Below are 12,700 nucleotides of genomic sequence, written 5' to 3'. Positions count from 1 at the left end.
ATAAACATCATAGCGCACAGGTCGGCCACTCCATCCGAACTGAGTGTCCACCTGAATTTAACGGATCGTCGGGTAAGACAATGTAACCGTGAAAATGTAGCGCACCGCCGCCCACAGAAAGGCCATCAGGCCTTTTCCAGCAACAGGAGAATGCCATGCCTCCAGCAGCCAGTCTCAGCCGCAGGCCTTCTAGCACAATCACGGGGTGCCGCGTGCTGGCGTTATTCCTGGTATTTTCCGCCATGCCGGCCTTCAGCCAGACGGTGATCCCGGCACCTTCTGTCAATGGTGAGGGGAATGGCGCACAAGGCGGAATGGATTTCCCCGATCCCTATCTCTGGCACGTCACCGGCCTCAAGCCTGGCCAGCAATTGCCGGTTCTATCCGGTGCAGGCCCGAATTTCCGGATTATCCATGCGCTGACCGAAGGCACGCCGGTTGATATGCAGAACTGTATGGAAAGCCGGGGCGGTTATTGGTGCCGGATCGCCACCGTGGACCGTCCGCGCATCAGCGGCTGGGTGGATGGCCGCTATGTCGTCAAAACCGGCGGCGATCCGCCGGGGATGATTGGCGGCGTGCCGGTCGATCCGGTGATTGAACTGCCGGTTGGCAAGGGGAATGGCGGCCAAGGCAACGGGGGGAAGGGCAGGGGCCAGGGCGGACAGGGTTCCAGCTGGCAGAACAATGGCGGCGGCTATGGCAACCCGTTCGGCAATAGCAACGGGGCAGGCGGCAATAGCGACGAGTGAGGTTTTTCTTTAACAAAAAAGGGCGCAGCCTTTGCCGCGCCCTTTTCCTCAAGATATCGTCGAAATCAGGCGGCCAGCTTCTTTGCCACCATGCCGCGCAGGGTGCCAAGATCCTTGGCGAAGGCGCGAATGCCTTCCGACAGCTTTTCCGTGGCCATAGCATCTTCGTTTAGCGCCCAACGGAACGCCTTTTCATCCAGCGACACCAGCGGATCAGGCGTGGTCTTTTCAGGCGACAGCACGCGGGGCAGATCGCCAGTTGCCGCATCCAGCTCGTCCAACAGCGCCGGGCTGATCGTCAACCGGTCGCAACCGGCCAAAGCTTCAATCTCGCCCGCGTTGCGGAACGACGCGCCCATCACGATGGTTTCGATGCTGTTGACCTTGTAGAAATTATAGATCTGGCGCACCGACACCACGCCCGGATCGGTTTCAGAGGTGTAGTTCTCGCCGGTCGATTTCTTGTACCAGTCCAGAATACGGCCAACGAAGGGCGAAATCAGGAACACCTTGGCTTCGGCGCAGGCAATCGCCTGGGCGCGGGAAAACAGCAGGGTCAGGTTGCAGTCGATGCCTTCCTTTTGCAGCACTTCGGCGGCGCGAATGCCTTCCCAGGTGGAGGCGAGCTTGATCAGGATGCGATCCTTCTCGATACCACGCTCCTTATATTGCGCAATGATGGCGCGGGCCTTGTTGAGCGAGGCCTGCGTATCGAAGGACAGATCGGCATCCACTTCGGTCGAGACCCGGCCCGGCACGATCTTGGCAAGCGCTGCACCAACCGAAATCGCCAGCCGATCGGCGATAGCCTCGGTCACGGCATCAGAGGCGCCACCCTTGGCCTTGCCCCATTTGATCGCCTCTTCAAAGGCATCGGCAAACATCTCGGTGCCCAAGGCCTTCAGCACGATGGTCGGGTTGGTGGTGCAATCCACCGGCTTCAGGCGGGTTACGGCCTCAATGTCACCGGTATCGGCGACAACCGTGGTCATGGCGCGAAGCTGTTCGAGTTTCGAAGTCATCAGGCAATTCCTTCATGTCACATATCAAATGAACACTGGACGGGCATTTGCGTTCCAACACGTCTTTGCGACCTGGGGACCATATCCTCTGTCCTTTGATCTGAATATCGGGATAGAAGGGCATTAAGTCAAGACATTTGTCTGTTGGATTTGACAAATGTTGCATGACTTGCGATAGTCAGGAGACGGAAAACAGGGGGCAATTCGCATCGTGGTCAAGCTTCGCCGGGAGACCCAGAGCAGCTATTCGGAAGCGGCATCGCTGCGGCTTCGGGCTGCCTGGCTCTATTATAACCAGGGCCTGACTCAGAAGGATGTGGCCGAACGCCTCGGCATCAGCCGCTCAACGGTAATCCGGCTGCTGGATGAGGCGTTGAAGCGTTCCGAAGTGCAGATCTGGATTGCTGAAGGCATCGACGATTGCGTCGAACTGGCCGTGAAACTGGAGAAGGCCTTCGGCCTGGATGAAGCCGTGGTTGTGCCGTCCTCTGCCGGGCAGGACGCCGAAGGCATCGCCCGCGCCGTCGGCCTGGCGCTTGGCCAGTTCCTGACAGAAGTGGTGACTGATAATGCAACCATCGGCGTCGGCTGGGGCCGCACCATGACGGCATCACTGGCAGGTTTTCGCCCGCCGCGCCGGGAAAACTGCAAGGTCGTCTCGCTGCTGGGCGGCATTGTCGCCGTTCACCAGACCAATCCCATCGACTATACATGGCGGCTGGCCAGCCAACTCGGGGCGGAATGCTATATGTTCCTCGCTCCGCTGCTGGTCGATAGCGTTGCCACCAAACGGGCGTTGATTGAGGATTGCGGGTTGAAAACCCTCTATGACCTCGCCGAAAATCTCGATCTCGCCGTGGTCTCCTGCGGCGATATCCGCCCGCAATCCACCTCGCTGTCGGAAGGCTTCATCAGCCGCGCCACGCTGAACGAACTGATCGAAGCCGGCTGCGTTTGCGACACCATGTTCAACTTCCTCGATGCCGAGGGCCGCTCGGTCTCCCACCCGATCAACGAGCGGGTGATGTCAGTTAATCTCGACACACTGAAAAAAGCCAAGCACATCGTCATCGCCTCCGGCGGCGCCCACCGCGCCATCGCCATCCGCGCCACCATGCGCCGTATAGGGTGTCATACGCTGATCACGGATGAGGCGGCGGCGCGGGAGTTGTTGGGGTTGGAGGGGTGAGGGGAGGATGTGTTCTTTCTGGGATCGCGAAATCCAGCAAGGCATTCATGATAAGTCGTTGGGTAGATGCGACGGCATCTTGCCAATGATCAGGCGTCTTCCATCTTCATCCCACGAATAATAGATTCGAAACTGCTCAGAATTTTGCCGTGAATTGCCATATTTGAAGTGGTCATAGAGTACACGAGTAATGCTACCATCACGAACAGAGTATTCTGATTTCTCGGCAGCCTTTTCACGGCGTGTGAAACAACCTTCATTCTCTACACCCAGCGCTGCTAAGGCATTTTCCGCAGCTTCCTTCTTAGCGAGACCGCCCTCCAGCTTAAAGGGAATCCAAAAGTCCCGAATCGCAATCAGAGTATCGGCAATACGATCAATCATGTCTGGATGGCCGTTCTTGCAACATTCTTTCAGAGCTTTCGTGTGGATGTAGATGTGAGGTCCGAGAACCTCTTCCGCCCAATCTTTCAGGTCATCATAGTTTTCCAAGGCCCGATCCTGCCCGTTCGCTGGTTCCGTTCTATCACCAGACCCGGGAAGATTGCGTAGACGGTAGTTCTCACTCTTCAGGCGTGAAATCTCATCCTGCATTCGCTGGACGTCCTGCTGCGCGCCCTTCTCAGCGGATGAAGCAATTCGCTCTAGACCTACGGCAATTTCAAGCTGCTCTTTAAGATCCTCGACTTCATCCTGCAGGACCGAAACCTTCGCTCGCAGTTGCTCCGTTTCCGAACTCGAGGCTTCAAGCGCGGCGGTTGCAGAGGTGGCTTTGCGAAGCTGGCCCATGTGCCAAAATCGAGTTTCGCCCTCGTTGTCCTGAAATCCAAGTGGTAGAATACGTTCTGCGAGCTGGTTGATGAGATGCGTGTTTACTCCAGATGGCGGGAGTAACCAAAGGGGATGCTCATAGGGGTCCTCCTCTTCCTCGACGAGGCCCGGCATATAGATGCGAACACCACCGTTGAAGGTTGACATTCGCTTTCCGATGAGGCGGGTCAGCTCCCAACTCATTTCAGGCTTAGCGCTATAGAGATGTGCCGCGCCAGAAAGACGAACGCCCAGATGGTGCAAGTTTAGCTGCGCCCGACCATCATAGTCGGTAGACACGACGATAATCGGCAAGCGACGCCCAGGGCGGTAGATCAAATCGGCAAGCCGAGCGGCATCGTCACGTGTGGTTAGGTCGATAGCAGCATCGCTGATCGCTTCGCCATCAACTTCGGCAGAAAGAGTGCGAAGCAAGTCATATACCAGCCTTGGACGACTGCCCCGCAGGTCTGCGCTACCAGCTGGACAACGCACCATAAGTTGCGCCCCAAAGCGGACCAGCCCCCTGACTGGGCGCTCAACGAACAACTCGGTCGACCAAGTCTCCCCCGCGCGTGGTATAGAGCCGGGTTCGTCGATCCTTGCAGCCCAGATACTCCCGGAGTGATCGTCCAGACGAACAGCATGGCATGGATGAAAACCGGCCACCCCACGTGTGTCGAAACTCGCCAAAGAGCTGGCTTCCTTCGGAAGATCGCCACCAACCTTGTTCGCCAGCCAATCAACCGCAAACTGTGCCGACTTCTTGAAACCGTCCGTATCGGTGATCGAGAAGCTGATACGACTTACGGGACGAACCTGGGTAGTAGGATGTTCTGGCTGTGCGATCAGCTGACGAAGACCATCGCGAAGTTGGCTCATGCTATAGCTCCTCTCCCCTGAACCGTCCTCCCCGACATGTCCTAACTGTTCATCGTCACAGAACTAAAAGCTTCAATTAGCATGGCGGCGCCTGCGTCAATTGTTATCCCGAAATCTAGCGGGGGTGCAAGTGTTGATATTTCATATTTACTAATTCAGGTAAATCGACTGAATCTCGTGGAAAGATAACTAAAACACTATTTTTGGGCTGTCGTTCGCAAAACTGTCTTTGAGTGATCGAACTTTTTGTCCGCTTAGGGGCAAAAGCATACATCCACCACTCACCCCACCTGCCCAGCTTCCCACCCCAGCATCGCCCGTTTCCGCGTCAAGCCCCAATGATACCCCGTCAGCGCGCCGCTTTTACCCAGTGCTCTATGACACGGCACCACGAAGGAAATCGGGTTGCGGCCCACCGCTGCTCCCACGGCGCGGCTGGCGGTGGGTTGGCCGATTTTCTGGGCGATGTCGGAATAGGTGACGGCGCGGCCAAGCGGGATTTGCAGCAGGCTTTGCCAGACCCGGACCTGGAAATCCGAGCCGATCAGCACGACGCGGAGCGGCTGTTCCGCCTGCCAGCAGGCGGGGTCGAAGATCCTGATCACATAGGGTTCGATGGCCAGCGGGTCCTCGACAAAATTGGCCAGTGGCCAGCGTCCAGCCATGTCGGCGTAGCAGGCGGCTTCTTCGCCCGGATCGCAAAAGCCGAGGCCCGCCAAGCCGCGATCCGTCACCATCACCAGCGCTAGGCCGAACGGCGAAGAGTGGAAGCTGTGGCGGATGGTCAGGCCTGCGCCTTTGGCTTTCCACTCGCCCGGCGACATCGCTTCATGGCTGACGAACAGGTCATGCAACCGGCCCGGCCCGGACAGGCCAAGCTCCAGCGCGGTTTCCAGCAAGGGCAGGCCTTCATGGCCCAGCAGCCGCTTGGCATGATCCAGCGTCACGGCTTGCAAAAACGCCTTGGGCGACAGGCCAGCCCAGCGGGTAAAGGTTTTCTGCAATTGCGTGGGGGATTGGCCAAGCCGCTCGGCGATGGTTTCCAGCGCCGGTTGCTCCCGGTAATCAAGCGTCAACATCTCGATCACCCGGCGCACGGTCTGGTAATCGCTCCCTTCGGGGGTAATGTCGCTGGCGCCTGTTTCAAAACTGCGGGCAAATGTGGTCATGGCACTCTTCCTTTGGCTCAGGCGATTTGACCATGACAGGCCGTGCCGTGCCACCCGTTTCTTGCCATGGGGTGACAGACATCAGATCCGCTGCGTTACCGTTGCCAAGGCACCGCGAAAGGCCTTGGCAAAGCTTTCCCGGTCGTCGGGATTGAGGAAGGAGCCGACATCGGTCGCCCGGCCTTGCCCCTGTACCGACATCGAGATGATCCCGAACTCCTCGTGGCGGCGGACGAAAAACCGCGCCCAGAACGGGTTCCAGCGAAATTCGGTCATCCGTCCCGAGGGGGTGAATTTGCGGATAGAGATGGCGGTGCGCGACACGGTGACTTCCTCGCGGGCTTTGGCGGCCCGGTAATTCAGCCGGAAAGCGCCATAGAGTAGCAGAAAATCCAGCCCGAAGAAAAACCCGATTGGCCAGGCACCGGTCGTCAGGAAAAACCCGCCATAGCCGACACAGACCAGGCCGGACAGCATCAGCATGATGCGAAACCCCTTTCGGCCCAGCGACCGATAGGGTACCAGTTCGGCAGCGAAAATCGGTTGATCGGCAACCTCGCCCATGGACGCTATCCTTCTTTCCCAACCTACCAGACCATGACAGAACCATGAAATCCAGCACGCAAACTTTGAAAAAGTCAATTTCTTCCAGCTCGCAGCCCAAGCCAGCGGGACGAAAGGTCGCGGTTCGCAGCGCCTATTCCAAGGCCGATCTGGAGGAAATCTTCCGGCGGTTTTCCGTGCAGCGCCCGGAGCCGAAGGGCGAGCTGGAGCATGTCAACCCGTTTACCCTTGTCGTCGCCGTAGCCCTTTCGGCGCAGGCGACCGATGCGGGCGTCAACAAGGCGACCCGCGCCCTGTTTGCCGTGGCCGATACGCCGGAAAAAATGCTGGCGCTGGGCGAAGAGAAGGTGCGTGACTATATCAAGACCATCGGCCTTTTTCGCAACAAGGCGAAGAATGTCATCGCGCTCAGCCAGAAGCTGATCGACGATTTCGGCAGCGAGGTGCCGAAAACCCGCGAGGAACTGGTGACGCTGCCCGGCGTTGGCCGCAAGACCGCCAATGTGGTGATGTCCATGGCCTTCGGCATTCCCACCATGGCGGTTGATACGCATATTTTACGGATCGGCAACCGCATCCGGCTGGCGCCCGGCAAAACGCCTGACGAGATCGAAGAGATCCTGATGCGGATCATCCCCACGCACTATCTCTTCCATGCCCATCACTGGCTGATCCTGCATGGGCGCTACTGTTGCAAGGCCCGCAAGCCGGAATGCGAGCGCTGCGTGATTGCTGACCTGTGCAAATCGCCGGAAAAGACCTGTGACGTTCCCGCACCGCTGGTGGAGCTACCGCCGCAGATTCTTTGAAAACTGTGGGTCTGTGACCGACAGCATCTTGTGCAGATGCACCATAAGCCCTGCGGCAAACAGCGGCGTCAGCAGGTTGAGGATCGGGATTGCCAGAAACGCTGCAATCACCAGTCCAGCCAGAAAGATCGTGCCGGAATGCTTGGCGCGAAATTGCCGAGCCTCAATGGTCGGGCGCAGCCGCATGGCGGCGAATTCGAAAAACTCCCGGCCCAGCAGATAGCCATTGACCAGGAAAAACGCGATCAGGTTGATGCCCGGCACGAAGAGCAGCATGAAGGCGATGAGATTGCCGAGGATGACGATGCCGAAAAATTGCAGCGATTGGACGATGGCATCGCCAAGCGGCATAGCTGTGCCGGGCATATCGGTTGGATAATCCCGCTTTTCCACGACTTCGGCGACATCATCGAGAAACAGGCCAGCAATGATGGCGGTAACCGGCGCCAACAGCAGCGCCAGCACCAATGCCAGGCCAATACTGGCGACAATGCCGAGGATCAGCACCAGCCAGCCGGCCCAATCGGGCGTTGCTGGGAAAAACCCGGCAAACCACGGCCAGAGATAGAAGATAAATAGCTCACGCAGCGCCAGCCACAGCCCGGCCAGGGCGGCCAGCGTCAAGCCCAGCACTTTCCAGAACACCGAACGGGTTTCCGGCGCAAACAGATTGCGCAACGACAGCATGGCGGCATCAAGGATCACGGGCAGCTCCCAGGGCAGGACCAGAATGACAGATCAGAACGGTGAGGATGTGGGAGGCGGAATGCCGCGGTGCAAGAGTTGAGAGGGCAAGAGTTAAGAGAGCAAGGGAAGCCCTTGCTCTCTCGGTCAATGTCAATGCAGCTTCTTGCGCGCCGCGTCCTCGGCTTTTGTCGCCTGCTTCTTGCGCCGCGCCATCATGTTGAGGCCTTCGACAAGGGCAGAGAAGGCCATGGCAGCGTAGAGATAGCCCTTCGGCACATGGAAGCCCATGCCATCGGCAATCAGCGTCATGCCGATCATCATCAGGAAGCCTAGGGCCAGCATGACCACGGTCGGGTTCTTCTCGATGAAACGGCCCAGCGGGTTGGCGGCCAGCAGCATGACGGTGACGGCGAAGACCACGGCAATCACCATGATAACCACATGTTCGGTCATGCCGACGGCGGTGATGATGCTGTCAACCGAAAACACCAGGTCGAGCAGCAGGATCTGGCCGATGGCAGCCCCCATGGTCGTCGTGGCGGTGCCGATGAAATCGCCTTCCTTGTCGACCGGGTCGACACTGTGGTGGATTTCCTTGGTGGCCTTCCAGACCAGGAACAGGCCACCAGCAATCAGGATCATGTCCTTCCAGGAGAAGCCGTGGCCAAACAGGGTGAAGACCGGCGTGGTCAGCTGAACGATCCAGGCGACGGTGCCGAGCAGGCCAAGGCGCATGACGAGCGCCAGACCGATACCGATCTTGCGGGCCTTGTCTCTTTGCCCCTCCGGCAGCTTGTTGGTGAGAATGGAAATGAAGACCAGATTGTCTATTCCCAACACCACTTCCATGACGATCAGCGTCACAAGAGCGATCCAGGCCGCCGGATCGCTGAGCAAATAGGTAAAGTCCTGCATAAAACTGATATCCCCCGTGCAAAAAGCGCTTTGCGACAGAAATAGGGAGCCGATGCCGCATCAGCAAGGGCGGCAAGCCAAGTGAGATGACCATTAACCTTGTGGTGGTGATTACTCAGTTGGCCGCTTTCGCCTCAGGGCCGCTTTTGGCCTTGCGATCATAGGCGAGCATGAAAATATGCAGGGCGTTGTCGATGATATAGTCGATTTCCGCCTGCGGCGGCGGGACTTCGATTTCACCGAACAGCCGCTTCTTGAAATAGGCGCCGGTGGCCAGTTCGATGAACTGGCGGGCGGCAAGCTCGGTATCGGCTATGTCGAGACGCCCGGCCTTGACCTGGACCTCCAGATAATCCTCCAGGACCGTGCGGACGTTTTCCGGTCCAGATTGCATGAAGCTCTTACACAGGTTAGGCATGCGGTCCTGAACGGCCAACAGCATGCGCATGGCGGGGATCATTTCGCTGGTAAGGATATAATCGGTAAATGCCCTAGCGTAACTGCGCATCGCATTGTGCAGGTCGATCTCGTCCGCCAGAATATCGCGCAGAGCGGCGGCAAATTTCTGTTTCTGGTTGTTGATCAGCGCGGCAAACAGATCTTCCTTGCTCTGGAAATAGACATAGATCGTCCCCTTGGACACGCCGGCTTCCCGGGTAACGTCGTTCATGCTGGCCGCATCGAAGCCATGCTTCATGAAGGCGCGTTTGGCGCCATCCAGGATCTGGTCGCGCTTGGCCGGATCTTCACCTGCGGCGAAGCGTCCTGAAGCGGCCTGGGCGGGTTTCTCATCGTCGATGACTGTCATGCTCGGATGTCTTCGCTCATATGGGGCATTTGCAACACAAAAATTAACTTTAGATGGCGGGCTCTCATTTGTTCTCTTGATATGCGGTATGAATTGGCCTATGTCAAATCGAACCGAACGGTTCCGTTCGATTGTTTCCGCCTTTGTTGTATGGTGACGTTATGTCTGTTTCTCCCAGAAAGGGCGCGATCCGCGCCGTCGATACACAGGATCAATCGGTCGATCAGGAGCGTTCCGCCTTGGATGAAGGCGTGACCGGCGAGGCGGGTTCCGATCAGGTGACAGGCGACGCTACGGCACGTGATGCCAAGGCGCGGGCTGAAGCCGCATCGCCCGCCGCGACGGTAGCGCCTGCCGCGGGCCAGGCCCCGCCGAAGAAGCGCCGCAGCTTTGCGCTGCCGATCATCGCGCTGGCCGTTTTGGCGGGTGCGGGCTATTACGGCTACAACTACTGGACCGAGGGCCGGTTCATGATCTCCACCGACGACGCCTATATTGGCGGCGACATTGCGGTGATCACCCCGAAGGTGACCGGCTATGTCCAGTCGGTCTCGGTGACCGACAACGATCATGTCAAGAGGGGCGACGTGATCGCCACTCTCGATGGCGGCGATTATCACATTGCGCTCGATCAGGCCAAGAGCCAGCTCGCCACGCAGAAGCTGACGGTTGAGCGCATCGAGGCGCAGGTGCAGGGCGGCGAAGCGGCTCTTCAGCAGTCCAAGGCGCAGCAGGCATCCGCCGAGGCGACGTTGCGTACGGCGCAATTGTCCTTCAAGCGCATCACGGATTTGCGGGCGCAGTCCGTGATGTCTCAGTCGGAGCTGGACACGGCAACATCGACGCTGGCTGTCGCCCAGGCCAATGTGGATGCTGCGGTTGCCGCCGTTGCCTCCTCCGTTTCAAGCATTGCCGTCCTTAAGGCCCAGAAAGCCGAGGCGCAGGCTGGCGTGCTGACAGAAGAAACGGTCGTTGCAAAGGCGCAGCGCGATCTGGATTTCACCGTGCTGCGCGCGCCTTATGACGGTGTGATCGGCAATCTGGGCGTCCAGGTCGGCGATCTCGTGTCGAGCAGCAAGCGGCTTGCCTCACTGGTGCCGATTGGCCGTCTCTATATCGATGCGAACTTTAAGGAAACGCAGCTTTCCGGTATCGTGCCGGGCTCGAAGGTGCGGGTGCATGTGGATGCCTATGATGAGCATGCCTTCGAAGGTAGGGTCGTCTCGATCGCCGCGGGGTCCGGTTCGGTCTTCTCCATGCTGCCGGCGGAAAACGCCACGGGCAATTTCACCAAGGTCATCCAGCGTGTTCCGGTGCGGATCGCCATTCCGCAGGAGATACTCGACAAGGGTTATCTGCGTGCGGGCCTGAGTGTTGTGGTCGATATCGACACCCGCACCGCGCCGAAGGCGCCTGACGCGAAGTAATCAGCACGGCCAAGGCACGGATTTCGAGGCAAGATCATGACGGACAATGCAATCACGGCCGGACCGGATGCGGTTGCGCAAATGCCAAGCCGGCGCGACGTCATCGGCTTTCTGGCGATGGTATTCGGCATGTTCATGGCGATCCTCGACATTCAGATCGTCTCGGCCTCGCTTTCCGAAATCCAGGCTGGCCTCGGGGCCGGTTCCGAAGAAGTCTCCTGGGTGCAGACCTCTTATCTGATTGCGGAAGTGATCATGATCCCGCTATCGGGGATGCTGGCACGGATCGTGTCGACACGGGTGCTGTTTTCCTGTGCTGCGGCTGGCTTCACCATTGCCAGCGCCATGGCGGCGACCGCCACCAATATCGAGCAGATGATCATCTACCGCGCTATCCAGGGCTTCATCGGTGGCGGCATGATTCCCTCTGTTTTTGCCGCGGCTTTTACGATTTTTCCGCCTTCCAAGCGTAGCATTGTTTCGCCGATCATCGGCCTTGTCGCAACGCTTGCGCCGACCATTGGCCCGACGGTTGGCGGCTATATCAGCCATGCCATGTCTTGGCACTGGCTGTTCCTGATCAACATCTTTCCCGGCATTATCGTCACGCTCGTGGTCTGGACATTCGTAGACTTTGACAAGCCCGACAAATCTTTGCTGGCGAAATTCGACTGGTGGGGTCTGTTTTCCATGGCGCTCTTTCTGGGGGCGATGGAATATGTTCTCGAAGAGGGCAATAACAAGGATTGGTTTAACGACGAGCGCATTGTTTGGGGCGCCCTCCTGATGACGTTGGGTGGGGTGGTGTTCTTCTACCGTGCCTTCACCTGCGAGCAGCCAGTGGTCGATCTCAGGGCCTTTTCCAATCGGAATTTTGCCTTCGGATCGCTATTTTCCTTCGTCATGGGCATGGGCCTCTATGGTTTGACCTATCTCTATCCGCTCTATCTGTCACGGGTGCGCGGCTATGACAGCCTGATGATCGGCGAAACAATGTTTGTTTCGGGTCTTGCCATGTTCCTGACTGCGCCGATTGCCGGCATATTGTCGACGAAAATGGACCCGCGGTTGATGATGGCGTGCGGCTTTACCAGCTTTGCGCTTGGCACCTATATGATAACCGGCATGACCGCTGACTGGGATTTTTATGACTTGCTGGTGCCGCAGATCCTGCGTGGCTGCTCTTTAATGACCTGCATGGTGCCAATCAACAATATTGCCCTTGGCACTCTGCCGCCCGAGCGGATCAAAAATGCGTCCGGCCTCTACAATTTGACACGAAATCTTGGCGGCGCTGTCGGGCTGGCGATCATCAACACATTGCTGACCCGGCGCACCGACGAGCATTATGGATACATGGTCGAACATGTGACCTGGAGCAAGCCGGCGGCGATGAGCTGGCTAGAAACGGTCTCCTCCAATTACGCCTTTTATGGCCTTGATGGTGATAATGCAGCCTTGAAAAAGCTGTCCGGCATGATCAATCAGCAGGCATGGATCATGGCGTTTATGGATGTATTTTTAGGGATCACAATCTTGTTTATTGCGCTGACGGCACTTTCAACGATGATAAAAAAACCTGAAGGTGCCGTGCCCGCCGATGCGGCGCACTAATTGATTTGACTTTCCGCCAGAGAAAGCAGGTCAAGGCTTCGTCGGGTAAAAG

At 57.9% G+C, this 12,700-nt stretch carries 12 protein-coding genes; 5 read left to right on the top strand and 7 right to left on the bottom strand.

What is annotated here, in order from left to right:
* Positions 1 to 155 precede the first annotated feature (155 nt).
* Positions 156 to 752, top strand: a complete 597-nt coding sequence (locus tag FS819_RS13225) for an SH3 domain-containing protein (protein ID WP_156551069.1) — start codon at positions 156 to 158, stop codon at positions 750 to 752.
* A gap of 65 nt (positions 753 to 817) precedes the next feature.
* Here the strand turns inward: FS819_RS13225 and tal are convergent, their stop codons facing one another.
* Positions 818 to 1,774 (bottom strand): transaldolase, encoded by a 957-nt coding sequence (gene tal / locus FS819_RS13220; RefSeq protein WP_156551067.1) that lies wholly within the window; start codon positions 1,772 to 1,774, stop codon positions 818 to 820.
* Positions 1,775 to 1,985: 211 nt separating this feature from the next.
* Between tal and FS819_RS13215 the strand changes: the two genes are divergently transcribed.
* A complete protein-coding gene (locus tag FS819_RS13215; RefSeq protein ID WP_234624498.1) occupies positions 1,986 to 2,963 on the top strand; it encodes a sugar-binding transcriptional regulator in 978 nt (325 codons plus the stop codon).
* A 45-nt stretch (positions 2,964 to 3,008) separates the two neighbouring features.
* On the opposite strand, the gene FS819_RS13210 is transcribed toward FS819_RS13215, so the two are convergent.
* From FS819_RS13210 to FS819_RS13200, 3 genes are all read right to left on the bottom strand, one after another.
* Complete coding sequence (locus tag FS819_RS13210; protein ID WP_156551065.1) at positions 3,009 to 4,655, bottom strand: coiled-coil domain-containing protein; 1,647 nt, start codon at positions 4,653 to 4,655, stop codon at positions 3,009 to 3,011.
* A gap of 281 nt (positions 4,656 to 4,936) precedes the next feature.
* Positions 4,937 to 5,824, bottom strand: a complete 888-nt coding sequence (locus FS819_RS13205) for a methylated-DNA--[protein]-cysteine S-methyltransferase (RefSeq protein WP_156551064.1) — start codon at positions 5,822 to 5,824, stop codon at positions 4,937 to 4,939.
* Between the two features lie 81 nt (positions 5,825 to 5,905).
* A complete protein-coding gene (locus FS819_RS13200) occupies positions 5,906 to 6,388 on the bottom strand; it encodes a DUF2244 domain-containing protein (protein WP_041697093.1) in 483 nt (160 codons plus the stop codon).
* Between the two features lie 44 nt (positions 6,389 to 6,432).
* Here FS819_RS13200 and nth point away from each other — a divergent pair, with 44 nt between their 5' ends.
* Positions 6,433 to 7,197, top strand: a complete 765-nt coding sequence (gene nth / locus FS819_RS13195) for an endonuclease III (protein WP_156551062.1) — start codon at positions 6,433 to 6,435, stop codon at positions 7,195 to 7,197.
* Here the strand turns inward: nth and FS819_RS13190 are convergent.
* The 3 genes from FS819_RS13190 to FS819_RS13180 form a co-directional block, all read right to left on the bottom strand.
* On the bottom strand, positions 7,177 to 7,902 hold the full coding sequence (locus tag FS819_RS13190) for a sulfate transporter family protein (protein WP_234624499.1): 726 nt from the start codon (positions 7,900 to 7,902) through the stop codon (positions 7,177 to 7,179). The two genes, nth and FS819_RS13190, sit on opposite strands and share 21 nt — an antisense overlap.
* Positions 7,903 to 8,034: 132 nt before the next feature.
* The gene (locus FS819_RS13185) at positions 8,035 to 8,799 is read right to left on the bottom strand and encodes a TerC family protein (protein ID WP_156551061.1); all 765 of its coding nucleotides are present in this window, start codon (positions 8,797 to 8,799) and stop codon (positions 8,035 to 8,037) included.
* A gap of 115 nt (positions 8,800 to 8,914) precedes the next feature.
* Positions 8,915 to 9,607 (bottom strand): TetR/AcrR family transcriptional regulator, encoded by a 693-nt coding sequence (locus tag FS819_RS13180; protein WP_156551060.1) that lies wholly within the window; start codon positions 9,605 to 9,607, stop codon positions 8,915 to 8,917.
* 161 nt (positions 9,608 to 9,768) lie between these two features.
* Here FS819_RS13180 and FS819_RS13175 point away from each other — a divergent pair, with 161 nt between their 5' ends.
* Positions 9,769 to 11,034 (top strand): HlyD family secretion protein, encoded by a 1,266-nt coding sequence (locus FS819_RS13175; RefSeq protein WP_234889380.1) that lies wholly within the window; start codon positions 9,769 to 9,771, stop codon positions 11,032 to 11,034.
* A 36-nt stretch (positions 11,035 to 11,070) separates the two neighbouring features.
* Entirely contained in the window at positions 11,071 to 12,648 is a 1,578-nt protein-coding gene (locus FS819_RS13170; protein WP_156551059.1) for a DHA2 family efflux MFS transporter permease subunit, read from the top strand.
* Positions 12,649 to 12,700 lie beyond the last annotated feature (52 nt).

Origin of the sequence: Allorhizobium sp. Av2 (assembly GCF_021462805.2) — a bacterium.
Lineage (GTDB): Bacteria > Pseudomonadota > Alphaproteobacteria > Rhizobiales > Rhizobiaceae > Allorhizobium > Allorhizobium vitis_G.
This window is presented reverse-complemented; position numbering and strand designations above follow the sequence as displayed.

Excerpts from the sequence above, each read along its gene's own strand:
- FS819_RS13225 (WP_156551069.1), top strand. The coding sequence starts at position 156 with ATGCCTCCAGCAGCCAGTCTCAGCCGCAGGCCTTCTAGCACAATCACG.
- tal (WP_156551067.1), bottom strand. The coding sequence starts at position 1,774 with ATGACTTCGAAACTCGAACAGCTTCGCGCCATGACCACGGTTGTCGCC.
- FS819_RS13210 (WP_156551065.1), bottom strand. The coding sequence starts at position 4,655 with ATGAGCCAACTTCGCGATGGTCTTCGTCAGCTGATCGCACAGCCAGAA.
- FS819_RS13205 (WP_156551064.1), bottom strand. The coding sequence starts at position 5,824 with ATGACCACATTTGCCCGCAGTTTTGAAACAGGCGCCAGCGACATTACC.
- FS819_RS13200 (WP_041697093.1), bottom strand. The coding sequence starts at position 6,388 with ATGGGCGAGGTTGCCGATCAACCGATTTTCGCTGCCGAACTGGTACCC.
- nth (WP_156551062.1), top strand. The coding sequence starts at position 6,433 with ATGAAATCCAGCACGCAAACTTTGAAAAAGTCAATTTCTTCCAGCTCG.
- FS819_RS13185 (WP_156551061.1), bottom strand. The coding sequence starts at position 8,799 with ATGCAGGACTTTACCTATTTGCTCAGCGATCCGGCGGCCTGGATCGCT.
- FS819_RS13180 (WP_156551060.1), bottom strand. The coding sequence starts at position 9,607 with ATGACAGTCATCGACGATGAGAAACCCGCCCAGGCCGCTTCAGGACGC.
- FS819_RS13175 (WP_234889380.1), top strand. The coding sequence starts at position 9,769 with ATGTCTGTTTCTCCCAGAAAGGGCGCGATCCGCGCCGTCGATACACAG.
- FS819_RS13170 (WP_156551059.1), top strand. The coding sequence starts at position 11,071 with ATGACGGACAATGCAATCACGGCCGGACCGGATGCGGTTGCGCAAATG.